The organism is Amycolatopsis sp. NPDC104863, assembly GCF_055582965.1.
Genome location: NZ_JBVJOW010000007.1, coordinates 355,394 through 379,950, shown reverse-complemented (window position 1 = coordinate 379,950; position 24,557 = coordinate 355,394). Strand labels below are relative to the sequence as shown.

Here is a 24,557-nt window from a genome sequence, read left to right as displayed (position 1 = left end):
AGGTGGTGTGGGTGCTGGATTCCGCCGTCTCGTCGACGGCCCGTGGCTCCGCGACCGTGTTGAGTCCACTCCGGACGCTCACCGACCGGCAGACCAGGTGCCCAGGCCGGCGACGACAGCTTGGATGAAGGTGGCGTCGATCGGGGCGCGCTCGATGGTGCTGCGGTAGTACATCGGGCCGATGGCCATGGCGGCCGCGTCTTGGCTGGGGAGCGCGAGGGTTACCTCGCCGCGGGCTTGGGCGTCGTCGAGGGCGGATGCGAGCCGGTCGGTGAGGATGCCGGCGAACTGTGCTCGGCGGGTGTCCATGTTCTCGTCCCACAGGGCCGTGTTGGCCAGGGTTGTGGACACCGCGCGTACGTCGTCGAGCTCGAGCTGGTGGGCGATCGCCGTCAGCTCCCGGCGCAGCCACTCCCTCGTCGGCGTGGTGGGCTCGGCGAGGAACGGCATCGGGACCGTGGCCATGGCCTCGAGGAGCAGCGACCCGGCCTGGGGCCAGTGGCGATACACCGTCGCGCGCCCCACCCGCGCGCGGTCGGCCACCTGCACGTGCGTCACCGCGGCCGGGCCGCTCTCCAGCAGGAGCTCGCGGGCGGCGTTCAAGATCGCTTCGCGGCTTCGCACGGCTCGGGGATCCGTCTCGCTGGTCACGAACCAATCCTATGAGACAACTTGACTCGCAGTGTGATGAGCGGCCATCATCCAAGTATGAGACAATCTGTATCACAAATGACGGTGGCCGTCCTCGGGGCGACGGGGGCCACCGGCCGGCACGTGGTGTCCACGGCGCTTCGGCGCGGGCACCACGTGGTCGCGCTGACCCGCCGCCCGGGAACGTTCGCGCCGAGCGAGGGACTCGACGAAGTGACCTGGCCCGAGGTCACCGACGTCTCGGCGCTCACACACGCGCTGCCGGGCACGAACGTGGTGATCAGCGCGCTGGGCGGCGCGGACAAGGGGCCGACGACGGTCTGCACCGACGGCATCCGCTCCGCGGTCACGGCGATGAAAGCGACCGGGGTCGACCGCTTGATCGCCGTCAGCGCGCACGGTGTGCTGGAGACGCACGACAAGTCGCTGTACTCCCTGGCGGTGTGGGCGAACGTGGCCGACCGCCTGCGCGACAAGGAAACGATGGAGCCGCTCATCACCGCCTCCGGTCTGAAGTGGACGATCGTCCGGCCGCCGAAGCTGTCGGACGACGACCGGGTCGGGCGGTACCGGGCCGGCGCCGACCTGCGGATCCGGCTGTGGAGCGCCGTCGGCCGTGCCGAGCTCGCCGCGTTCCTGGTCGACGAAGCCGAAACCCCGCGGTACATCCACGCCCACCCGCGGGTCGTCCGGTGAGCACCGCCCTCCCCGATCTGACGGGGAAAGTCGCCGTCGTCACCGGTGCGACCGGTGGCATGGGCCAGGTCATCGCCGCCGACCTGGTCCGCGCCGGCGCGCACGTGGCCACCGTCGCCCGCGATCCCGCTCGGGCGGACGCGCTGCGCGCACGCATCGGCGCCCCGGCGGCGAACCGGTTCGACGTCATCCCCGGAGACCTGTCCCGGCGCGCGGACGTCGTGACCGCGGCGGCGACCATTGTGGACCGTTACGACCGGATCCACCTCCTCGTCAACAACGCCGGCGCGCACTACTCCGGACACAGCGTCTCGGCCGACGGCGTCGAGATGCACATCGCCCTCGACTACCTCGCCGCCTACGGCCTCACCACCCTGCTGGACGCGCCGCTGCGACGTGGCCGCGCCCGCGTGGTGAACGTCGCCAGCGACACCCTCAACGACACCCGGCAGATCAAGCTCGCGGGCAAGCCCCGCCCGGCGACCCTCGATCTGACCGGCGTCGACGATCTCGCGGAACTCAACCCCGCCAACGGGTTCGCGCCGTTCGAGGCCTACGCGCGCGCCAAGCTCATGACCGTCACCGCCGGCTACGCCCTCGCCCGCGAGCTCGCCGCCGACGGAGTGACCGTCAACGCGCTGCACCCGGGGATCGTCGCGACCGACATCGTCAACGACCTCGTGCCGCCGTTTCTTCGCCCGGTGCGCACCTTGATCCGCCGCAGCCTGCTCACCCCTGCCGAAGGAGCGAAGAGCGCGACACGCATCGCGACCGACCCCGCCCTGGCCGGTGTCACCGGCCGCTACTTCAGCCGTGACACGGAATCGAGCACGCCGCCGGTGTCCCACGATCCCGCCACCCAGCGGAGACTCCTCGCACTGAGCCGGACCCACTTCGCCGGCTGACGCCGTCCGGGATCAGATCTTGCCCGCGGCCACGTCGGCGAGGGTCACGCGGGAGGACTTGTAGTTCACCACGTAGTGCTTGGACGGTTCCGTCGTGGTGATCTCCTCGCGGATCGGCAGGCCGTTGTCGGCGTTGATGATGAGGACGTCCGTACTGCCGTCCAGGATGGCGGGGGGCGCGGTGAGGGTCAGCGCGGCCTGGCCGTCGACAGTGGTCTTGCCGACGATCATGTCCGGGATGGTCGCGTACAGCTTCAGCACGCCCGCGCGGACCTCCGCGTCGGCGGCGTTGGCGAACAGCGCGTGTTCGTTGTTGCTCCACAGGTGGTTGTTGATCAGGTTTTCCAGGTCCTTGCCCGTCGGACGCGGCTTGGGAGCGGGAACCGGCTTGCCGATCTTGCGGAACAGCTCCGCGGTCTCCGCCTGGGCGGCCGCCCAGGCCTTGTCGGCCTCGGCGGGGCTCAGGCCGACTCCCAGAGCGTTGCCGGAGGCGGTGATCATCGCGATCCTGCCCTGGTCGACGTCGCCGTTCGCGGCGAGACGGGCCGCCGCCATCACGTTCTTGTCGTACGGCTGAGCAGGCTCGGCGTCACCCTTGGCGACCGCGTGCGCCAGGGTCTTCATCGAATCGCCCGTGAACTGCAGGCCCTTGTCGGTGTAGAGGGTGTAGGAGAGGTCCGGTTTGCCGTCCGGCATGAACTTCGTGTTGATGATCAGCGACGCGTCTCCGGGCTGCGTGCCGGCTGCCTTGACCGCGGAGGCCAGCTTCACCAGCGGCCCCTCGACCGCCGGCGGGGCCTCGACCGCCCGCGGGGCGGGGCCGGACGGGCCGGCCGGGACGCTGCCGCCGGACGTAGCCAGCACCACAGCCGCCGCGACGGCTGCCGCGCCCACGGCGGCGACACCGGCCTTGGGCCAGGAGAACCAGCGCTTCGGCCGCACGACCGTCGCGACGGGTTCCACCATCGCCGTCCGCAGTGCCGCGCGGGCACGGTCATAGGCCTCGGGACCGGGGGACGGCACGTCACGCAGCTTCTTCATGAGATCCATTTCGTCCATGGGGCTGTCTTTCACGTTGTCGGGACTTTCAGCAGCGCGACCACTTCGGGGGCTTCACGCAACGCTTTGCGCGCCTGGTGCAACAGGCGGCGGGCGGTGCCGGCCGGGATGTCGAGCACCCGCCCGGCCTCGGCGACGGTCAGGTCCTCCCAGGCGACCAGGCCCAGCACTTCCCGCTCTTCCGGCTTGAGCCGGGCAAGTGCCCGGCTCAGCAGCGCCTGCGTGTCCACGCGGACGTCCACCGCCGGCCAGGGATCCCAGTCACTCGCCACGCCGCTCAGGTCCGGCGCCGGCTCCTCGGCCGGCGCGGACCGCCAGTGCCGGCGCAGCCTGTTCAGCGCGACGCCGTACAACCACGGCCTGGCTTCGGGGTACGAAAGGTCATAGTTCGCACGGGACTCGTAAGCCGCCACCCACACATCGCCGAGCAGGTCCTCGGCGGCCTGCCGCCCGGCTCTGCGCGCCAGGTAGTTCCCGAGCGCGGTCTCGTGCCGGCCGATCACTTCCACGAAGGCGCCGGTGTCTCCGCGCAGCGACCTACCGATCAGTTCCGCGTCTGACGACATGAAGCTCCTCGGGTTTCGCTTCGCCCTGACACCCGTATTTGCCAACGCCCGCCCAAAGCGTTCAGGTCAGGTCACCCGATGAGGAACATCGCTGGTCAGGCGACGTGTGCGATAGGGAGATGCCGGTTTCAGCTTCCGGGCTGGTCGTCCGCGGCGGCTTCCTCGACGATCTCCGCGATCAGGATCGTGTCGTCGTCCACGTCGGCCTCCTCCGCGGTCACCTCGGCCGTCTCGAGGCTGTGCTTCTCGCGAAGGAACCGCTCGCGGTACAGGTGCTCGGCGTCGCTGGTCAGGTTGGACAGCAACCGTGCGTTGAGGCCGGCGCCGATCATGATTCCGACCACCGGCACGGCCTGGCCGAGCTTCTGCCTCGTCAGCCGCATCGCGAACCGCTCGTAGAACGCCCTGATGATCCGGGTGACGCCGTTCCGGTTCAGCTGGTCCCACGTCGCCCGGCGGGCGAGGTCGTTCACCAGCTTGTTCAGCTCGACGTACGCCATGCTCTTGCCGGTCTGCTGGGCCATCCCGAAGTTGAGGACGGCGAGCGCGAAGACCCGCTCCTGAGGCAGCTCGGTGTCGTAGCCGTAGTACGCGGCGGTGTGGGCGATCGCCCTCGTCATCGCGCCCAGGACCAGCACCGCGTCGGCCGCGATCGCCGCGGCCACCGTGCCCGCTCCGGGTGCCGCGCCGGCGCCCGCGCCGAGGATGCCGCCGGCTGACGCGAGCAGCTCGCCGCCGGAGACCGCCAGGCCGGCGCCCGCGCCCTCGACCGCGCTGAACGTCGTGTAGCTCAGACCCAGGCGCGGCTTGGCCTTGTCGATGTCGGCCAGGTCGAGCCGGTGGATGTCGCTCAGCTCACTGACGGCGTGCCCGCGCTTGGCGTACGCCGCGACGACCGCCTTCCGCCGCAGCGTCGCTTCGCTGGCCTTGTTCACCAACGTCAGCAGTCCGTCGATCGAGTTCTGGACGACCGAGGTCAGCTGTTCCGCGCCCGGCACCTGCTCGAGCCGTCCCCGGGCGAGCCGGCCGCCCCTGGCCACGCGCTCACGAACGCCCTGCGGCACGAGACGGCGTTCGCTGACCGCCAGCCGCTCCTCACGCCAGCGCTCGATGTCCTGCCACGCCGCCCGCTCGTACGGGCTCATCCGCTCGACGCCCACACCCTCAGCCTCGCAGGGCGCTGCCCGCCTGCCAAGCGCTCCAGCTGATCGCCCAGTCGCCGTGGCCGTTGTTGATGGACAGCTGGGGGCCGCCCGTGTTGGTGATCTCGACGACGTCGCCGACGTTGAAGTTGTCGAAGAACCACTTGGCGTTCTCGGTGTTCATGTTGAGGCAGCCGTTGGAGACGTTGTCCCGGCCCTGGACGCCGACCGTCTTCAGGTTCTCGTGCAGGTACTCGCCGTCGTTGGAGATCCGGACGTTCCAGTTCTCCGGCGCGCTGTAGTAGCCGGGGTCGCCCTCGCAGACGCCGTAGCTGCAGGAGTCCATGATCTTGTGCTCTTCCTTCCCCAGCACCGTGTGGGTGCCGTTGAAGGTCGGCGTCGGCCCCCGCGGCGGGGTGTTGGCGGTCTTGCCCATGCTGGTCGGCGCGGTCTTCACCAGCTGCCCGTTGTGGAACGCCTGGATCTGGTGCGTCTTGCCGTCCGCCTTGGCCACCCAGGAGTCGTGCACCTTGTAGGTGGCCGAGACGTCCTGGCCGCCGTACAGCCCGCCGCCGATCGGCGTGCCGAAATTCGCGGTCTCGAGCTTCACCGTCGAGCCGGCCTTCCAGTAGTCCTTCGGCCGGAAGTGCACCTCGCGCTTGCCCACCCAGTACCAGCCGCCCTCCTGGGCCGGCGACGACGTCACCTTGAGCGACTTCTCCACCGTCGCCTTGTCGGTGATGTCGTGGTCGAACTTCAGGCCGATGATCAGGCCCACGCCGAAGTCACCCGACGCCGACTGGAACAGCGACGGCGTGGCGACCCCGGCCGGCTTGATCGTGTGCACTTCCCCGCGCTGCTCGGTGGCCGCGCCCGCCTCGTTCACGGCCGTGGCGACCACCTGGTAGGTGGCCGCGTACCGGAGGTGGTCGTTGCTGGTCCACGTCTTCTTGTCCGGCGACAGCTCACCCTTGACGCCGTTGCCGGTCTGCGGGTTGGTCACCGTGACCGTCTGCAACGTGCCACTCGACGCCCGGACGACGATCGGGTCCTTGGGGCTCAGCTGGTCCCCGCCCTCGAACGCCACCAGTGCGGCCGGCACCCCGGGCGCCGTCGACGTCCCGGCCGGTCCGGCCGCGCCGACCGGCTGCGCGGTCCCGTCGGTCTGTCCACTGCATGCGGCCAGCAGGAGGGCCACCAGGCCGAGCCCGGCGATGCGGATCGTTCTCACGATCCACTAGACGCGCCAACCCCGGCCCAAGTTGTGTAACGATCCGGTCAACCGAGGACGATCTCGGCCCACACGGTCTTTCCGGTGCTCCGCTGCCACTGCCCCCAGGACACGCTCACCTGGGCGACCGCGCGCAGTCCGCTCCCGCCGCCGTCTCCCGCACGGCGGACGCAGGCCGTGTCCAGGCAGCCGTCGTCGACCTCGACGCACAACCAGCCGGGACGGCGCAGCAGCCGGACCTGGCGGGGTGGCTCGCCGTGGCGCAACGCGTTGGTCACCAGTTCCTCGATGACGAAGAGCGCCACCCGCCGCTGGTGTCCCGGCAGGTCGCCCAGAACGCGCTCGGCCCACGCGCGGACCGCGGGCACCTCACTGAGGTCGTCGGCGATCTCCAGCGCGACGACGCGGAGCTGCTCGTCCGTCTGGGGGAGCTGGTGCGTCGTCATCGGCAGTCGCCTCTCACCACGGTGGCGCGGTCGGTGCGCCGCACAAGCGGGGAATACCCCGCTTGTGCGGAAGCCGAACGTGCGCGCGGTCAGCCCGCGACGACCTGCTCACTCCAGTCGCCGCCGCCGTACGGCGGGGCTTGGACGGCAAGCTCGCCGGAGAACGGGGCCGGCTTCCACGGCCCCAGGACCCGCAGCTGGTAGTTGCCCACCGGGACGTTCTTGAACGTCGCGAAGCCGTTGGCGTCGGTCTTCGTGATCGCCTGGATGACGCCGTTCTCGAGCAGCACGACGTTCCGCTTCGCCACGCCTTCGCCGGCGTCGGGCTGGTTGTTGCCGTTCTTGTCGAGCCAGACCTGCCCGTGGGAGTCGGCGTGCATGCCGGGGACCTTGGCCAGGGCGCTGACGTACGGGGCGCCGCCGGTGTGACCGTCGGACGCCGAGCAGTCGAGCCCGGTCAGGCCGGTGTAGGCCGCCTTGTCGGGCACCTTGCCGTGCGCCGTGAGCACGATCCGCCCGCCGGCGGCCAACGTGCCATCGCGGCGCCGGAAGTCGAACGCGCCCCACTGGTCGTCGGTGACCGTCAGCTCCGAACCGAAGCCGCCCGCGTCGCAGCTGAGGAAGAGGCCGGTCAGCGGCGTGCTGCCGGAGTTCGTCAACGTGACCGTGACGGTGCCGGTGTCGCCGGGCGCGTAGCTCGCCTTGTCCAGCGTGAGGGTTTCGTGCAGCACGTCGGACAGCGGCCGCACGGCCCGCACCTCGAGTGCCGTGTAGGCGCCTCGGCCGTCGAGCCGCATCTCGCCCACGGGCTGGTCGACCCAGCCGCCGGGGACCTTCTGGAAGGACAGGTAGGCCATCCGGCTCAGCGGCACGCCGTCGAAGGAGAAGTGGCCCGTCGAGTCGGTGACGGCGACCATGTCCGACGTCGTCCCGACGCCGATGAAGTGCGCCTCGGCGCCGGCCAGGCTCTCGCCCGGTGACAGCTTGCCGTCGCCGTTCGCGTCCCCGTACAGCACACCCGCGACCCGCTCGGTGCCGCGCGCCATCGGCAGGGTGACGCGCTGGATGTTGTCGCTGTAGTCGACGTCCTGCCCGCCGTAGACCTCGACGTGCACCACGGAGTCGCCGTCGAACGTGCCGAGCTGCCCGGTGAGGTGCACGGTCCGGGTCTCCCCCTGCGCGATGGTCGCGCCGGTGCCGCCGTCCGAGAGGTCTCCCCACTGGTTCCGGTTGCCCCAGAAGGGCGTCCCGGACTCGGAGTAGGCGGTGCCGAACGCACCGAAGGCGACGGAGTCCCCGATGTTGGTCACCGTCACGTCGAGCCCGACGGTGTCCCCGGAGAGCCACCGGCCCTGCTCAGCGACGACGGTGACCTTGAGGTTCGCCCCGGAAACGGCCGACGCGGGTGTGGCGGCCAGTCCGGCCATCACGAGTGCCGCGGCCAGCACGGAGGCTGACCGCGTGAATCTGCCAGTAGGCATGGTTTTCTTCCCCCTTTGGGTGGTGGCAGCAAATCTAGGGCCTGCCGGAACGGCGCCGGGAGGCCGGAACATTCCGGACGACCGGTCCGGCAACCGTTCCCGCGCCTGGTGCGTACCGAACGGTCAGGTCACCAAGGCCGCCCGGACCAGTGGCACGTCCACCGCGGGTACTGCGATGTCGTGCCCGCCGTCGGCGGTCCGCGCCGCGAAGGCCACCCGTTTCGGTCCGCGCATCGCGCGGTCGGCCGGCGCCAGCTCGCTCTGCGGCGGGATCACCACGGCGTTCCCGCCGCGGCTTTCCTGCCACGTTTCGCCGTCGAAACGGTCACCGAGCCGAGGCAGCGGCACCGGCTTGCCGTGGTGGCGAACCAGTCCGAGCGCGCCGGCGGCCGCCAGCAGGTACTTCAGCAGCACGTCGGACGCCGCCGCCCGTCGCCACACCACCGGCGCACCCTTGGTCAGGTACAGGTGGCCGGGCTTGGCCAGGACCAGCTTCCGTTCGTCCAGGTCGAAGCGTCGCGCGCCGTTGAGTGTCCACACGAGACACAGCACCTGGATCGTCCGGCCGGCCTCGAAGTCCTCGAGATCCCGCTGCGGGGTGGCCGGCCGCACGAGACGGTCGAACGGGGTCTGCGTTCCGGCGGAACGGCGCGCCTTCACGATCCGGCGCCGTGGCCGAAGTAGGTGTCGAAGCCCGTGACACCGTCGAACCAGGCGTGCAGCCGGGCGAACTCCGGCTCCGGCAACGGATTGCCGTCGAACCGGACACTGCGCAGGGCCGGCAACCGGGCCAGGCCTTCGGGCGCTGCCGTGAACCGGTTGCCGATCAGGTTCAGCGCGCGGAGCCGGGGCAGTCCGAACAGCGGCTCCGGCAGCCGGTGCAGCCGGTTTCCCGTCAGGCTCAGCAGTTCCAGCTCCGCCAGCTCCCCCACCGAGTCCGGCAGCCCCGTCAGCCGGTTCACGTCCAGGTTGAGGAAACGCAGCTTCGTCAGCTTCCCGATCTCCGCCGGAAGCTCCGCCAGCCCGAAACCGATCAGCTGGAGCTGGACGAGATCGGGATACCGCAGGATCCGGCCGACGTCGTCGAGGTGCGAGTCGAGGCCGTGCCGGCCGAGGACCAGCCGGGTGACCGGGCCGCGGGCCTGCTCGGCGTCGTCGAGGCTGAAGAACGTGCTGCACGTTTCGCGCGCATCACCGATGGCCTTGTGCCAAGCCGCGAAGTATTCGTCACGCGGCACCGTGAACCGGACGATCTCCCGGTGCCGGTCCGGCTCGATCTCCTGGACGAAGACCAGGCCGCCGTCCTCCCAGATCGTCAGGTCGAAGCGTTCTTCGCCGTCGAGGAAGGGCCGTTGCACGGTCCCGATCGGGATGTCGGCGGCGGTCCACGACCGCATCGCCACGTCCATCCAGCTGCCCCACGCGAACCCGGCGAGATCGCGGCCGGCGGCGTCGAAGAAGCGCGCCTGCATTCCGCTGAACCCTCGGTCCACGAGGCGGACCGAGAACCCCGCCGCGGGCGGAAAAGCTGGGTCCTCGCCTATCGAGCCTCCAGGTGACAACGGTCGCATCAGGCCGCCAAGAGCCCGATCAAGCGCTCCACATCGGCGTTCTTCGCCAGGCCACGTTCTCGGCAGGCACCGACCAGGACCGCGGCGACGCTCTCGACCTGCTTTCCGAATCGAGCCAGCTCGACGGGTTCGCTCACTTCACCGCCGCCGACGAGCCGGACGTCCGAAATCCCGTTGCCGGCCGTCGACAAGACCACCGAATACGGACCGTCGAAGAACCTGATGGTGGCGCCCGGGGATCGACCCGAAATCATGGATCGCAGTCCCGAGAGCAATTCCGCGACGAACGCGACGGCGAGGTCGTTCCACTGACTCTCGGGGAACGCCCGGTCGCCGGAGAGCTCGATCCAGACACTCCCCCAGATCGCTCCGGAACGGGCCACCTCGAGTGAGCCGGGATCACATTTCAGCTCCATACCGCGGTCAACCTCTTCCCACCGGATAAGCGGTCTCGATCGTAGCAGTCTCCTTGTTCAGCCACATTTCGATCTGCATCCCCGTTGCCGACCCTCTCAGCACGACGCGCGGCCCCTGAGACGGACCGGCCATGGATGCGTTCTTGTAGGCCTGCAGAACGGTCTTCTCGATCGCTTCGGGCGACATTCCCGCCGGGAAGGGGTCTTTCCTGCCGCTCTGCTTGAACACCTTCCCGTCGACGGTGTGCCGGTCGACGATGTGGTCGATGTCGACGGTGACCTTCTTGGCCGCGGGCAGGTTGACCCGTTTGCAGTTGTGCACCAGAACCGGGGACGCGCCCGCGAGCACGAAGAAGGTGTGCACTCCCGCAACCGAGAGGTTGAAGGTTCGGGCGGTTCCGCCGTGCCGGAACACGGCCGACACGGTGGCGTTCTCGCCACCCGGCATGGAGAGGCGGTCACCGGCCCGAAGGTCTCCCGCGTACACCCAGCGGTCGGCCGTGGCGTCCCAGAAGAGGTGGCGCTCGGTCGTTTCGACGGTTCCCGGCCGAGCCTGCCCGTCGACCACCGAGAGACTCACGAACTCGTGGTCCTCATCCGTTGCCCAGGTCGCCGACACGCTGTCGGTCCGCCGGTCCGGCGACCGCGGTTCCGCGTTCTCGATGAGATCGCCGACCTCGACCTCCGCGATCGCCTTGGCGGTCCCGTCCGCCATCAGAACCTTGGTGTCCCCGGTGAAACTGTTGAAGCCACTGCACAACGGGTCGTCTTCTGCGGCGCGGAGGCCGCCCATTTCGCCGTCCTCGCCGCTGATCTTGCTACGCGCCGCGCCGTATCCCATCGCGCCCAGGCCCACCAGCGCGTCCAGGCTGTTGTTGACAAGATCGTCGAGCGACTTTTCCCCGGCACACTCGTCATAGTGCTCGACGCAGTACAGCGCGGCGATGGACTTCGCGCCGGCCACGTCGCCCTTGCTGTCGAGCAGGTAGATCCACGCCATGCGGCATCCGCGCTGGCCGAAGCAGGCCATTTCCTCGCCGTTGCCGGTCGCTGTCGCCCAGAAGTCCCGAGGCCCGTCGATCTGCTGCGCGAGCGAAGACCACAGGCTGATCAGCCGCTGGTAGTCGTTCGTCACCGGGGAGTACTTCTTGACGTGGCCCCGTACCTGCTCTCGCTGCTTGCTGCACGCGGACCCGCGCTTACAACCGCTGTTCGCCGCGATCTTGCGGAAGCTGTCGATCGACTGCTGGCTGTAGCCGCGCTGCTTCATGAAATACGCGCGGTTGTCGATGTAGTTCGGGTCCGACATCGCCTCGCCGGTGCCGCACAGGACGCCGTCCGGGCCGCACTCGGCTCCCCACATCTGGCCGGTCGGGTCGCTGAACGAAACCGGGCTGTTGTTGCTGTAGCTGTACGCGTTCAGCGCCTGGGGGTTGCCCGTGTCCAGCATCGGGTCCGCCGTCAGGAAGCGGCCGGACAGCGGGTCGTAGTCCCGGGCTCCCAGGTGGGTCAGGCCCGTCGTGTTCTGGTAGCCGCCGAGGAAACCGTGCTTGTCCGCCCAGCTCGGCGGGGGTGTTCCGCGGTTCGCGCCGTACGGGTCCTGCCAGCGCTTCGAGACCGCCAGGTTGGCCGCGTCGACCGTGGCGTACGTGGTCCCCTGGTGGTCCGTCAGCTTCCAGCTCAGGCCGGTCGACGACGTACGGGACGCGATCACCTGGCCGTTGTAGCTGTAGAAGCGGGTGCCCGAAGCGAAGCTTCCGCCGGTGGGGACGAACAACTCCATGTCCCCCAACGAAAGCGTTGCCCCGCTCGGGTCCTTCGTGATCAGGACGCCGCCGTCGGCGTCGTAGAGGTAGCTGCTCTCGGCGCCGCTGGCCTCCTTCGCCGTCGCGACGCGGCCTTCGGCGTCATACGTGAACGTCTGCGCCGCGCCGGCCGGGCCGCGGGTCTTCGTGCTGCCGGTCTCCGTGTAGTCGTAGCTCGTCGCGGTCGTGCCGCCCGGCCCCGTGGTCGTGACGGCTTCCACCGCGTGCGGGCGGGTCTCGCCGGGCGCCGGGTACGTCGAGCCGGTCGTGATGTCTCCGGCGGCCGTGTGCTGGACCTGGGTCTTGCGGTTGCCCGTGTCGTCGAAGGTCCAGGACGTCCAGTACGGGGCCGCACCACCGATGCCGGCCGTGGCGGGTTGTGCGGCGCAGTCGCCGGACGTCGGCGTCCACGCTTCCGTGAGCCGCTGCAGGTAGTCCTGCCGGAAGCACTGGACGTCGGCCTTCGCGCCCTGCGGGGTGTCGGCGACCTTCGTGAGGTTGCCGACCTGGTCGTAGCTGTAGGCGCGGTTCGCGATCGAGTAGTCGGACGACGTCGAACGCTGCGCCTGGACGGTTTCGAGCCGGTTGGTGCCGTTGGTGTAGGTGTTGGTGACCGCGACCTGGAACGGGCTGTCGTCGTTGTTGAAGTCGGTCCGCAGCACCTGGCCGAGCGGGTTGTACTCGGTGAGCGAGACCAGCTTGGTGCCGCCGCCCGAGGAGTTGGCGGCCAGCATGGTCTTCGGCGCGCCGTTGCCGTAGTAGCCGAACGACAGCTCCTCCGCCGGCAGGCCGCCCTTCTCGGGCGTGTTCGTGGTCTGCACCGCGCCGGTGTTCGGCTCGTAGGTGACGCCGAACTGGTAGCTGCCCGAAAGACCCTTGTCCCCGGCCGGGATGGTGACCTTGCTGCCGGTGGGCCGGCCGGCGGTGTCGTAGCCGGTGGTCTCCTTCGTGTACGCCTTGGTCCCGACGTAGCGCGTCGAGCTCGTGGGCTGCCCGGCGAGCAGCGTGTCGTAGGTCCACCCGGCGATCTTGGCGCCGGTCGCCGCGGGCCCGTCGAACTCGGCGGTCTTGCGGCCGAGGTTGTCGTAGGTGTAGCTGACCAGCCGGTTGCGGGCGTCCGTGGTGGTCAGCAGCCGGCCGGCCGCGTCGTAGGTGTAGGTCGTCCTGCCCGTGTCCGGGTCGGTCGACGAGGTCTTGCGGTCCTTGAGGTCGTACTCGAACGACCAGACGTTCTTGCCGGTCGTGTCGGTGACCGTGGCCTGCTTGCCGCTGCGGGTGTAGGTGTAGGTCGTCGAGTCGGCGGGCGACCCGGCGGTGTGCTTCGCGGGGTCCTTGTACTGCAGGAGCTGGACGGTCTGCCCGAGCCCGTTCGTGACCGTGGTCGACGCCGTGCCGCCGTTCGGCGGGATCGTCGTCGTGCGGTCGCCGTCCGGGATGGTCGTCGACCGCCACTGCTCCACGGCGTTGAGCAGATAGGCGCTGCTGCGGGGACTGCCCGCGCTGTCGAAGGTGGCCAGCGTCGTGTTCGGGACCGAGGCGTCGTCGGCGACGTACAGCGTCGCCGAGGGGGCCGCGCTGTTCCAGTAGGCGTTGTGGGTCTTGTACGTGCGGCCCTGGGAGTCGTAGAAGGTGTCGGTGACGATCCGGCCGGGGCCGTCGTCCGTGCGCGGCGCCTGCGTCTGGATCGTGCGGCCGAGCCCGTCGATCAGCGTGTACGAGGTGGCGTACTGCCCGTTGGCGAGCAGGCTCTTCGTCGCGACGTTGCTGACGCCGCCGACGTTGTTGACGCTGTAGGCGTAGGTGACGTCCGCCGGCGCGTTCAAGGCCTTGCTGTGCCCGGGTTTCCACACCGAGAGGACACGCCCGAGGGCGTCCTGGGTGGCGTCGGTCCGCAGCCCGGAGGCGTCCTTGCTCGCGACCGTCGCGCCGGAGACCGGGTCCAGGTACTTGGTGGACGTGAACTTGGGCGCGCCCGCCACCCCGGTGACCGGTGGTGTGGTCGTGTCGACCTGGGTGACCGGCCCGCCCTTGGCCGGAGTGTAGGCCGTCGTGCTGGTCAGGCCGAGGGCGTCGGTCGCGCTCACCACCCGGCCGTAGTCGTCGTACACCGTGGTCGCCGCGGGCGACTTGATCTTCTCGGCGCCGCCCGCGGGCCAGTCGTCGAGGCTGTCGATCCGGGTGATGATCCCGGTCGTGGGCGCGACGCCGAAAGCCTGGTTGTCGTAGGAGGTCCGGCTGTCGCTGATGATGTTGCCCGGTCCGGGCGGGTTCGTCCGGTCGTCGCAGACCCCGGAGATCTTCCGCACCTGGCTCGAGAAGTTCAGCAGCCAGCCGGCTGTGTTCTCCAGGTACGTCGTGAGGGTGCAGCTGGTCTGCTTCGGGTCGTTCGTGTCCCCTTCGGACTGCACCGCGGTCACGAGCCCGTACTTCCCGTGGGCGGTGTGCGTCCGCGAGACCCGCCAGGTGCCCGTGGTGTCGAGCCAGGTGCGGGCCCGGCTGGTGTCGGTGTCGGTGTAGGCCGCGGTCCGGCCGTCGGCGTCGGTCGCCGTGGCGTCCGAGACCCACGGCTCGGCCAGCGTGCCGCCGACGACCTGCCCGTCCCGGTAGGTGACAGTCTCCCGGGTGAAGCCGGCGACCTCCTTGCGGTCGGTGACCGACTCGTGCCAGTTCGGGCTGGTGACCGTCGCCCCTTCCATGCCCCGCAGGTAGTACGTCTCGGTCGTCACTGGCGGACCGGAGGGGTCACCGCCCTCGACGCCGAGCCCGGTGGTCGTCTTGACGTCGCCGTACCCGCGCCACTGCGACCACGTCCGGTACTTGGGGTCGCTGAACGGGTCGTCGTCGTAGTGCCAGGCGCCGCCGCCGAGGTAGTCGTAGTGGGTGACCTTCTTCTGCGGCTGCTGGGTGGTGTTCGCGTCTTCGATGACGTCGCTGACCCGGAACTTGGTGAAGTAGTCCAGGACCGGGTCGGTCGCGCCGGGCGGGCTCCAGTACACCGGGTAGCACGACAGCGTGTTGTTCTTCAGGTTCGCCGGATCGGGCATCGGCCCGCCGGGTTTGCACTCGGCGTCCGCGTACTTGATCGTGGTGAGCCCGCCCTGGGGCGTGGTGATGGCGTCGATCCGGTTGCGGGTCAGCGCCGTGTACTGGCTGGCGGGGTCCACGCGGTTGGCCATCGGCTTCGGGTGGAACGTCGTCGCGGGCAGCGTGATCGCCGCGCCCACGGTGTTCGGGCTCGTGATCTTCCCGGTTTCGGTGATCGAGTCCAGCCACAGCGCCGGCTTGTTGCCGTCGGTGGTGGGCGGGTAGGACTGCTTGAGCGCCCACTCGCGGACCGGCTTCCACCCCGTGCCACCGTCGCTGACCTGGGTCGTGATCTTGGTGTAGCGCTTGCGGGAGAAGAACGACGGCGAGTTGTAGACGCAGACGGCGCCTTGGTTGCAGATTGTCTCCGAAGGCACGTCCGGCCACGACGTCGCGGTCCCGGTGTTCAGCTGGCCGGGGTCGCAGGTGATCGTGCCGCTCGGAAGGCACCGTTCGGCCGTGTCGAACAGGACCTGGGCGGGCGCGTGGCTGAACGTGTCGGCGACGTGGGTGTTGAACCCGTACTCGATCTTCTGCAGGTACCCGCTGCGGGTGTAGACGGTGCCGGGGTTGTTCGCCGTGGACGCGTTGCGGTTGAGACTGTAGTAGTTGGTTTCGGGCTGGTAGTAGTACGAAACGGCGTTCCCGTGCGGGTCGACGACGTAGTCGAGGTTCCACCGCCAGGCGCGGTTGCACCAGGACGCGGCGTAGGTGGTGGCGTTGCAGGGCTCGTTGGCGTTGTTCCCGAACACCGGCACGGTCCACGTCGACTGGGTCTCCGCCTTGCCCGACGCCCAGCCCGGCAGGTGGTTCAGGCCGAAGAAGTACTGGACGCCGTCGGGTGTGGTGACCTTCCAGTATTCGCCGAACTTGTCGCCGTTGGCGCCACCGGTGAGCCGCTCGACCCGGGTGCCGTCGTCGTCCTGCGGGTGCCAGGTGCCGGTGTTCTTGTCGAAGATGAGATCACCGTTCGCGCCGGCGAAGGAGATCGTCGCGTTGTCCTTGTACCAGCACAGGTCGCCGGTCTTCGTCTGGTTGTTGTTGCCGCCGAGGTCCTGGCTGCAGCCCTTGTACCGGCGTTCGATGAAGCCGCCGCCGGAGAGGCTCCAGCCGTCGCCGATCCCCGAAGCCTGGTTGTTCGTGGCGGAGGTGAGGCCGTCCGCCGAGCCCGAGGAGTAGTTCAGGCTGACCGAGGGACCGGTGCCGCCGAGCGCGGCGGGGGTGCCGATCGGGTACGAGTAGTCGAAGTCCGCCGCCGAGCCGCCGGCCGTCCAGGAGCCGGCCGGCTTCAGGTCGGTCGCGCCGAAGTCACCGCCGCCGCCCTTGGTGTCGGCTTCCGCGGCCACCAGCATCGAGGTGGCCGCGGTGCTCTGCCGCGCTCCGGCCGGGGCCGCCGGCAGCGTGACGTCGGCGGCGACGTGCCGGGTCTTGGTGTTGTTGTCCGAGCTCAGCGGGGTGCCCACGCGGCACTCGGGCTTCTCCGGGGTGCTCAGCAGGCAGGGCGGGTACTGCACGAGGTGCAGGCGGCCGCCGAAGTCGCCGCCGTACGCGTCGCCGAAGGTGTGGTAGTCGACGTCGACAGTCACCGGCCCGCTGGTGTCGCCGGCCACCGGCTCCACCTTGACCAGCACCCCCTTGACCCCGGTCTTGGCGCTCGTGGCCTGGTCGACGGTGCTGATCCGGACCTTGCCCGCGCCGCGGCGCGCGGTGGCCGCCGCCCGCGCGACGCCGACCGCCTGCCCGGCGGGCGCTTTCGCCGCCGTGGCGAGGTCGACGTCGACCGACCCGGCCGCCGGCCAGTTCACCTTGTCCGGCGTGACCGACGCCGCGGCGGCGGCCGGGGCGGCCCGGAAACCGCCGTCGACACCGGCCACGGAGCGGGTCTGCTGCAACGGGGGCAGGTCCCAGCCCAGTCCGTGCCAGCCGCCGGCCGCGGCTTCCGCCGCCGCGGTCTGGGCCGAACCCAGCAGCACGACGGCGAGACCGAGGGCCAGCGCCCTTCTGCTCCGGGTGAAGCGCGCGAGAGTCATGTCAACCTGCCTAAGTGTGGTTGGCGCTCGACGCGCCGGAAGCCGGTGCTGGGCTAGTGGGTGACGTCGAAGAGGGTGCCGGGGTCGTCGGCCCGCTTGTCGGTGGTGATCGCGTCGGCGCCGCGCAGGCCGGAGTAGACGCGCACGCCGGCGACGGAACCGCTGAGGATGTTGGTGCGCACGCCGGTCCAGATCCCGCTGCCCAGCAACAGCCCGCCGGTGCTGGCGCCCACGTCGACCCCGGACGCGTTCCCGGACCCGGTGTAGAACTTCCCCTGCTGCAGCACGCCGTTGACGTAGAGCGCCATCGTCTTGGTCGAAGCGTCATAGGTCGCGGCGAGGTGGGTCCACTGGTTGTCCACCGCGTCGTGATCGCTGTACTCCGTGGCCGCGAAGACCCCTGAGCCGCTGGGCGTCGTCAAGATCAGGCTCCACGCGCCGTGGTCGTGGCCGTCGGCGTCCTTGTACGGCCGGTAGCTGAGGAAGAACGGCGAGAACTGCGCCTCGTCGGTGCTGATCAGCGTCCTCGTCGCCGGGTCGACCGGGCCGTAGGCGCTGATGTCGGCCGCCGTCCAGGTGTGCTTCACCCAGCCTTCGACGGTGAACGACTTCTCCGTGCGCAGGTTCGCCGGCCGCGGCCCGGCGAGCCGGCCGGTCCAGGTCCGGTCGAACTGCGCCGCGCAGCCGACCGGCTGGCCGGCTCCGTCGGTCTCCGCCGCGAGCGACACACCACCGCTCGCCGTCGCGGTCGCCTGGGTGACGGAGTCGAGGTAGCTCAAGCCGTTCGTCGCGGCGATCTGGTCGTCGGTGAGGCTGTGCGCCCAGACCCGGCCCTGGTCGAGGAGGCCCTTGAACGGGTTGCTCCCGCCCGGTTCCGCGCCGAGCAGCAGCGGCCCGTTCGCCGTCCACGCCGTCGGCACGGGCGCGTCGGCCTCGCGGACGCCGTTCACCGAGAGCCGGATGCGCGTCGCCGCCCGGTCGAACACCGCCGTCAGCAGTGTCCACTTCCCCGCCTGGGGCACCGAGGTTCCGGTCGCCCAGGTCATCGACGCCGCGGCGTCGTCGGCCGCGGACACCCCGAACGCCCAGCGGTTGGCCGGCTTGTCGTAGCGCAGGACGAAGTTCGCCGTGTGCGCCCCCGCCTGCGACAGGACGGTGTAACCGGCGTTCAGGTCGGCCGGGTTCACCCACGCCGACACGGTGAACGAGCTCGCCGTGTCCACCACCGGACCGGGGGTGGCGCCGTAACCGCTGATGCCGTCGAGCTGCAGACCGCCGCCGTCGTGGCCGGGCACCCAGGTGTGGCCGCCCGCGATCGTGAGGTCGTTGCCGTAGCCGGTGCTGTCCGTGGCGGCGTTGCCGCTGGTCTGCCCCAGCGCCCAGCTCGCCTGCAGGGACGGCACCCGCGAGGTCGCCGAGGCCAGCTCCGGACCGCACCCCTCGGCCAGCCCGTAGTTCGCGAGCGGGACCGCCGTCCCGGCCAGGTCGTGCACGTCCTGGCCGGACAGGGTGCGCTGCCAGACCTGCAGGTCGTCGAGCCGGCCGTGGAAGAAGTCGGTGCGGGCCCCGGCCCACTTGCCGGCGCCCAGCACGGCCGGGCCGGTCGCGGTCCACGGCCGGGCGATCTCCGTGCTCTGCTTGGCCCCGTCGACGTACAGCGTGGCGGCCCCGGTCGCGGCGTCGTAGGTCGCGGCCAGATGCGTCCACACCCCGACCTGCGGTGGCCCGCTCGCCACCACCCGGACGTCACCCGGCGCGGCCTGGTCCCCGGCCGTGACGCGCAGCGCCCAGGCGTTGCGTTCCTTGTTGTACTGCAGGATGAACGGCGCCGACTGCGTGCCGTCCTGGGCGAGGACGGTCTGCGAGTGCGCGGTGTCGGCGAGCTTCGCCCAAGCGGCCACCGTGAACGACTTCGCCGGGTCGAGGACCCGGTCCGACGTCTGGGCGTAGCCGCTCGTGCCGTCCAGCTCGATCGCGCCCTTCGCGCCCTCGCTGTACCCGCTGGTGTCGGGGTGGGTCCAGGTGGTCCCGTGGTTGTAACCCGGCTGCCGGGTCACCCCACCGGACAGCGTCGCCGGGTGCGCGGCGAGACCGGTGTTGCCCGGCGTCGCGGCGGCACTGTCCACAAGAGACATTCCCGACGGCTCGTCCGCACCCCACGCCGCGACCAGGTTCTTCGCCGGCGTCAGCGGCTGGACATGGTAGGAGCAGGACGGCCCGTCCAGCGCCGGGTTGGAGTCCGGGATGACCAGGCAGGTCGCGTTGGGGCTGGGCATGCCCGCCTTGTTCACCGACTTGACCCTGATCAGGTTCTGGTTGCCGTTCACCGCGATCGTCTTCAGTGCCGCGGTGGCGATCGTCTTCCCGTTGGCGTCGGTGCTCTGGACCGCCGGCGCGGTGGGTGATCCCTGCGGCTGCGGCTCGGAACCGTCCGTCGTGTAGATGAAGTGGTCGATGTCGTAGAGGCCGTCGGTGGCCAGGTAGGTCCACACGCTGAAGTCGGCCGCGTCCCCCTGCACCTTCGGATCGGTCCAGGAGGCCATCGCGACGTTCGGCGGCAGCGGGACCTTGGTGTCCACGGTGAACTCGCAGTTGCCGACCCAGTTCGACCAGAGCTCACCGTCGTAGGCCTGCATCGACCAGTTGTAGACGCCGTCCTCGTTGATCCAGCCGGGCGGGACCGCGGCGAGCTGCGCGGTCGCCTGCTGGTTGGGGCCCGCGGTGCCCACCGGGACGAGGTTCGCGGCGTTCTCGTGGATGTAGACGTTGTGGCCGAGCGCGCCGTAGGCCAGCGCGAACTTGCCGTAGACCGTGCCACCGTCCGGGTCGGACAACCGGCCCGCGATCTGCGGCGTCTTCGTGTAGACCCACGGCCGGTTCGCCCCCGAGGTGCACGGCAGCTGGCCGTTCTGCATCGTCAGGCTCGCCGGCGGGTTCGGGTACGAGTCGTAGTTCACCGCGAAGTACGGGTTCAGGTCGAACCGCCGCCAGGCGGCCATCCCGTCACCTTCGTTGGCGGCCGCCAGCGCGAACCACGTGTTCTGCCACCGGTTCGCGGCCGCGTCCTTGGCGGCCCGGGTGGCGTCGAACTGCCCCGTCACGCCCCCGGCGTCGTGGCAGTTCGCGACGTTCATCGTCGAAACCTGGTACACCCAGCCCGGTTGCGCGTTCCATGTTGTATCGGGCGTCGCCGGGTTCGCCAGCCACAGGCCGGTCGGCGCCGGGGAGCACGAGTAGCTGTGCTGGATCGTGGTGTTGAGCGACGCGCTGTGCACCACGGTCCCGGCCAGCCGGGCGCTGTTCATCTGGATGTAGGACCTCGACGTGCCGGCGCTGTCGTAGTTCTCGTAGCCGGCCTTGAGGTTCGACAGGTCCCCGGTCGAGGCGTTCCAGTTCTTCCCAGTTCTTCGCACCGGGGTAGCCGGACTGGACCACGACGTGCGACTGGATCCCGCACGAGTCGCACCAGCTGTCCGGGTCCAGCGAGACCGGGTACCGCGTCGCCGGGTCGGCCAGGAACGCCTGGTCCGGCGTGATGGTGACCTTGTCCCGAGTGAGCGCGACGTCCATCACCGCCTCCCGCCGTCCGCCGCCCTCGCCGAGCTGCTGCTCGGCGGGCGAACCGGCGCCGGTGGAGTCCCACATCCGGGACGCGTCACCGGAGAACACCACCTGCCCGGCGGTGTCCTTGACCTCGAGCCCGTCGGTCGGCGCGGGCTGCGCCGGGGTGCCGCGGCCTTCGCCTTCCGCGACCTCGACGGTCGTGTTGCGGGTGTGCAACCCGAAGGGGATCTCCCGCAGCTTCGGGTTCTTCGCCGCCTCCGGCGTCTTGATGACCAGGTTTTCGGTGAAGCCGGCGGCCACCGCCTTCACGGTCAGGTCGACGCCGGGCAGCACCTCGGGGTAGACGGCCGTGTCGCCGGTCAGCGTCGGGACCGGCAGGTCGGCGATCCACTTCAGCCCGACCTCTTTCCCGTCCTCCCCCGCCTTCACGACGGGCTCGGCGGCCGAGCCGGCGCCACCCGGGTTGAGCTTGACATCGACGGTGATCGCCTTCGGCCCGAGCGAGCCGTCCGCGCGCCGCACCAGGGTCGTGTCGACCGGTGCCCACGTGGCGCCCTGCTTGACCCGCACCGGGTGGACGTACTGCGTCATCGTCCACGAGCCGTCCGGGTTGGCCAGCGTCCGCGACGTCTCGGTGGTCTCCGACGACACTTCGACCTGCTTGCCGCCTTCACGCGCGTAGGTCACGGCCGTGGCCTCGTCCGGCGCCGAATCCGGCACCACCGCGGCCGGCGCGGCATGTGCCGGTGTGACCGTCACCACGGTTGCGGCGCCCATCGCGGCGCAGAGCAAAAGAGCGCGCCAACGCGCACCGGAAGAACGCACGAGATCCCCCTCGTCAAAAGCAACCAGCCGTTGCTGAGCCCCCGACGAACCCGCGATCACGATGCCAAACCCGGCGAAGATCCGAAATAGGCCGATCAGCGCAGTCACGGCCGGACGCCGAATCGGCGCACTGTCGCGGTGGCGAATGGGGAGACGGCAAAACAGACATATATCGCCAATTGCCAAAACTCCCACTCTGGACATCTCGGCCAACTCCGGCGCGGGTGGTCATTCGTTCCGGCGCTGGTCCCAGGCGAACGCCCCACGGAATCTGTCCGGACGAGAAGTGCGCAAGAGCCCATCCGGTGCGCAAGTGCCAAACCGGGACGGCGTGCGGAAACTTGACAACACACTCGAAGATCACCCGCGCGGGTGATCGAGAGGACCTATCGTCCGTGTATCCAAAACCGCATACGGGCCGGCAACAGCGGGCTGCCTTGACTGGGGCGCATGCCTCACAGCGATGCAGCACAACGCGGCCGCGTGGTCGCCTCCGGGCGGTCCGGCACCGGGATCGCCGTTTTCGGGTGTGGGCCGGATGAGGCCGCGCTGTTCCGGGAGATCGCGCCTCGCCTCGGGGTGATCGCCGCCGTCACCGAGGTGGCCTTGTCCGAGGTCACCGTGGGGCTGGCTCTAGGGCATCGATGTGTCAGTGTCGGGCACAAGACCCCGATCGGGAACTCGACGCTGCTCGCCCTCAGCCAGGCCGGTGTCGGATACATCTCCACCAGGAGCATCGGGTTCGACCACATCGACGTCGAGTACGCGGGAAGCGTCGGGATCACCGTCGGGAACGTCGCCTATTCGCCGGACAGCGTGGCCGACTACACCGTGATGCTCATGCTGATGTCGTTGCGCCACGCGAAGTCCGTCGTCCGGCGGGCCGACGTGCACGACTACCGGCTGCACGACGTGCGCGGGAAGGAACTGCGTGACCTGACCGTCGGGGTGGTCGGGACCGGCCGCATCGGCGCCGCCGTCATGGACCGGTTGCGGGGGTTCGGCTGCCGGATCCTGGCGCACGACCTGCGGCCCGCGGCCGGGCACGTCCCGCTCGACGAGCTGGTGCGGCAGAGCGACGTCGTCACGCTGCACACGCCGCTCACCGCGGACACGCACCACCTCCTCGACCGCCGGCGCATCGACCGGATGAAGCCCGGCGCGTTTGTCGTCAACACCGGACGCGGTCCGCTTCTGGACACCGAAGCCCTCCTTTCGGCGCTGGAAAGCGGACGGCTGGGCGGTGCCGCACTGGACGTCGTCGAAGGCGAAGAGGGAATCTTCTACGCCGACTGCCGGGGCAAAACCCTGGAAAGCAAAACGCTGTTGCGGCTGCAGGAACTGCCGAACGTGCTCATCAGCCCGCACACGGCCTACTACACCGACCACGCGCTGAGCGACACCGTCGAAAACTCCATCGTCAACTGCCTGAACTTCGAAAGCGGGAAAGCATGACCAGGGTGAAGATCGGAATTCTGTTCGGCGGCGTTTCCGAGGAGCATCCCATCTCCCTCAAGTCCGCCCGGGAGGTCGCGAAGAACCTCGACACCGGGAAGTACGAGCCGGTCTGGATCGGGATCACCGAAAGCGGCGCCTACCGGCTTTGTGCCGGGCCCGGGTTCGACGGCTCCCGGCCCGCCGTGCTGGTCCCGGACCGCGGGGTGCGCGGGCTGCTCGTCCTGGAGGACGGCCGGTACGAGTCGATCGGGCTGGACGTCGTGTTCCCCGTTCTCCACGGCAAGCTCGGGGAAGACGGCGCCACGCAGGGCCTGCTGGAGCTTTCCGGTATTCCGTACATCGGCTGCGACATCCAGAGTTCCGCGCTGTGCATGGACAAGTCGCTCGCCTACACCGTCGCCCGCGCGGCAGGGATCGCGACGCCGGACTTCTGGATCGTCGCGGCGGACGAGAAGCTCGACCCCGATTCGCTCACCTATCCCGTTTTTGTGAAGCCGGCCCGTTCAGGGTCGTCCTTCGGGGTCAGCAAGGTGACACAGAAGGAAGATCTGCCCGGTGCGGTGGAAACCGCGCGGCAGTACGACTCGAAGGTGCTGGTCGAAGCCGCCGTTGCCGGCAGCGAAGTGGGCTGCGCGATTCTGGGGAACGACACGGACCTGGTCGTCGGTGAGGTGGACCGGATCGCGCTGTCCCACGGGTTCTTCCGGATCCACCAGGAAAGCACGCCCGAAACCGGGTCCGACAACTCGGTGGCGATCGTGCCCGCCGACGTCCCGGCCGAGACGCGCGCGCTCGTCCAGGAGACGGCGAAGGCCGTCTACCAGGCCCTGGGCTGCCGCGGGATCGCGCGGGTGGACATGTTCCTCACCGAAGACGGCTCGGTCGTGCTCAACGAGGTCAACACCCTGCCCGGGCTGACTTCCTACAGCCGTTACCCACGGATGATGGCCGCCGCCGGGCTGTCCCTCGGCGACGTGATCGACCGGCTCGTTTCCTTGGCCTTGAAGGGGAAACTCCGATGAAGGACGACTTCGTCTTCGTGGACGAGCTCGTGCCCGGCGTGCGGTGGGACGCCAAGTACGCCACCCCGGACAACTTCACCGGCCGACCGGTCGACGGTTACCTGGCCAACCGGATCGTCGGCACGCGGGCGTTGTGCGTCGCACTCGAGACGGCGCAGGAGAAGGCCGAATCCCTCGGCTTCGGCCTGGTGCTGTGGGACAGCTACCGCCCGCAGCGCGCCGTCGACCGGTTCCGGCAGTGGTCGAAGGAGCCGGAGGACGGGCGGACAAAAGCGCGGCACTACCCGAACATCCGGCGGTCCGAGATGTTCGAGAAGGGCTACGTCGCCGCCAGGTCGGGCCACAGCCGGGGCAGCACCGTCGACCTGACGTTGTGCCACCTGGCCACCGGTGAGCTCGCGGCCATGGGCGGCGGGCACGACCTGATGGATCCGGTCTCCCACCACGGGGCGGCGGGGATCACGCCGGTCGCGGCGCAGAACCGGCGCGACCTCTGCGCCGTCATGGAGGCCTGCGGGTTCGCCCGGTACGACCACGAGTGGTGGCACTACACGCTCAAGGACGAGCCCTATCCGGACACGTACTTCGACTTCCCCATCACCTGA

The 24,557-nt window shown here is 69.8% G+C and carries 18 protein-coding genes; 5 read left to right on the top strand and 13 right to left on the bottom strand.

From position 1 onward, the window contains the following. Positions 1-78: 78 nt before the first annotated feature. The gene (locus ACZ63J_RS35070; protein ID WP_465399011.1) at positions 79-651 is read right to left on the bottom strand and encodes a TetR/AcrR family transcriptional regulator; all 573 of its coding nucleotides are present in this window, start codon (positions 649-651) and stop codon (positions 79-81) included. Positions 652-729: 78 nt separating this feature from the next. On the opposite strand from ACZ63J_RS35070, the gene ACZ63J_RS35065 reads away from it, so the two are divergent. Both ACZ63J_RS35065 and ACZ63J_RS35060 read left to right on the top strand, forming a co-directional pair. Then, positions 730-1,347: an NAD(P)-dependent oxidoreductase gene (locus tag ACZ63J_RS35065; RefSeq protein ID WP_465399010.1), complete on the top strand. Its 618-nt coding sequence runs from the start codon at positions 730-732 to the stop codon at positions 1,345-1,347. Next, complete coding sequence (locus ACZ63J_RS35060; RefSeq protein WP_465399009.1) at positions 1,344-2,252, top strand: SDR family NAD(P)-dependent oxidoreductase; 909 nt, start codon at positions 1,344-1,346, stop codon at positions 2,250-2,252. The genes ACZ63J_RS35065 and ACZ63J_RS35060 overlap by 4 nt, the downstream gene beginning before the upstream one ends. Positions 2,253-2,264: 12 nt before the next feature. Here the strand turns inward: ACZ63J_RS35060 and ACZ63J_RS35055 are convergent, their stop codons facing one another. The 12 genes from ACZ63J_RS35055 to ACZ63J_RS35000 form a co-directional block, all read right to left on the bottom strand. Then, positions 2,265-3,311: a hypothetical protein gene (locus ACZ63J_RS35055; protein ID WP_465399008.1), complete on the bottom strand. Its 1,047-nt coding sequence runs from the start codon at positions 3,309-3,311 to the stop codon at positions 2,265-2,267. A gap of 11 nt (positions 3,312-3,322) precedes the next feature. Next, entirely contained in the window at positions 3,323-3,877 is a 555-nt protein-coding gene (locus ACZ63J_RS35050) for an RNA polymerase sigma factor (RefSeq protein ID WP_465399007.1), read from the bottom strand. 128 nt (positions 3,878-4,005) lie between these two features. Continuing rightward, positions 4,006-5,037, bottom strand: coding sequence for an EcsC family protein (locus tag ACZ63J_RS35045; protein WP_465399006.1), 1,032 nt, complete (start codon positions 5,035-5,037; stop codon positions 4,006-4,008). Between the two features lie 4 nt (positions 5,038-5,041). After that, entirely contained in the window at positions 5,042-6,250 is a 1,209-nt protein-coding gene (locus ACZ63J_RS35040) for a L,D-transpeptidase (protein WP_465399005.1), read from the bottom strand. A 47-nt stretch (positions 6,251-6,297) separates the two neighbouring features. After that, positions 6,298-6,696 carry an ATP-binding protein gene (locus ACZ63J_RS35035; RefSeq protein WP_465399004.1) on the bottom strand — a complete coding sequence of 133 codons (399 nt, stop codon included), beginning with the start codon at positions 6,694-6,696 and terminating at the stop codon, positions 6,298-6,300. A gap of 89 nt (positions 6,697-6,785) precedes the next feature. Continuing rightward, positions 6,786-8,177 (bottom strand): hypothetical protein, encoded by a 1,392-nt coding sequence (locus tag ACZ63J_RS35030; protein WP_465399003.1) that lies wholly within the window; start codon positions 8,175-8,177, stop codon positions 6,786-6,788. 123 nt (positions 8,178-8,300) lie between these two features. Continuing rightward, the gene (locus ACZ63J_RS35025; RefSeq protein WP_465399002.1) at positions 8,301-8,837 is read right to left on the bottom strand and encodes a hypothetical protein; all 537 of its coding nucleotides are present in this window, start codon (positions 8,835-8,837) and stop codon (positions 8,301-8,303) included. Beyond that, positions 8,834-9,649 carry a leucine-rich repeat domain-containing protein gene (locus tag ACZ63J_RS35020; protein ID WP_465399001.1) on the bottom strand — a complete coding sequence of 272 codons (816 nt, stop codon included), beginning with the start codon at positions 9,647-9,649 and terminating at the stop codon, positions 8,834-8,836. The genes ACZ63J_RS35025 and ACZ63J_RS35020 overlap by 4 nt, the downstream gene beginning before the upstream one ends. 98 nt (positions 9,650-9,747) lie before the next feature. Then, positions 9,748-10,002 (bottom strand): hypothetical protein, encoded by a 255-nt coding sequence (locus tag ACZ63J_RS35015; RefSeq protein ID WP_465399000.1) that lies wholly within the window; start codon positions 10,000-10,002, stop codon positions 9,748-9,750. Between the two features lie 169 nt (positions 10,003-10,171). Then, positions 10,172-17,083, bottom strand: coding sequence for an RHS repeat-associated core domain-containing protein (locus ACZ63J_RS35010; protein ID WP_465398999.1), 6,912 nt, complete (start codon positions 17,081-17,083; stop codon positions 10,172-10,174). 53 nt (positions 17,084-17,136) lie between these two features. Beyond that, positions 17,137-19,218 (bottom strand): LamG domain-containing protein, encoded by a 2,082-nt coding sequence (locus tag ACZ63J_RS35005; protein WP_465399189.1) that lies wholly within the window; start codon positions 19,216-19,218, stop codon positions 17,137-17,139. Between the two features lie 868 nt (positions 19,219-20,086). Beyond that, positions 20,087-21,685, bottom strand: coding sequence for a hypothetical protein (locus tag ACZ63J_RS35000; protein ID WP_465398998.1), 1,599 nt, complete (start codon positions 21,683-21,685; stop codon positions 20,087-20,089). Positions 21,686-21,922: 237 nt separating this feature from the next. Here ACZ63J_RS35000 and ACZ63J_RS34995 point away from each other — a divergent pair, with 237 nt between their 5' ends. From ACZ63J_RS34995 to vanX, 3 genes are read left to right on the top strand one after another with little or no spacing between them, the layout of a single operon-like run. Beyond that, positions 21,923-22,927, top strand: a complete 1,005-nt coding sequence (locus ACZ63J_RS34995) for a D-isomer specific 2-hydroxyacid dehydrogenase family protein (RefSeq protein WP_465398997.1) — start codon at positions 21,923-21,925, stop codon at positions 22,925-22,927. Then, a complete protein-coding gene (gene vanA, locus ACZ63J_RS34990) occupies positions 22,924-23,952 on the top strand; it encodes a D-alanine--(R)-lactate ligase (protein WP_465398996.1) in 1,029 nt (342 codons plus the stop codon). The genes ACZ63J_RS34995 and vanA overlap by 4 nt, the downstream gene beginning before the upstream one ends. Next, complete coding sequence (gene vanX / locus ACZ63J_RS34985; protein WP_465398995.1) at positions 23,949-24,557, top strand: D-Ala-D-Ala dipeptidase VanX; 609 nt, start codon at positions 23,949-23,951, stop codon at positions 24,555-24,557. The genes vanA and vanX overlap by 4 nt, the downstream gene beginning before the upstream one ends.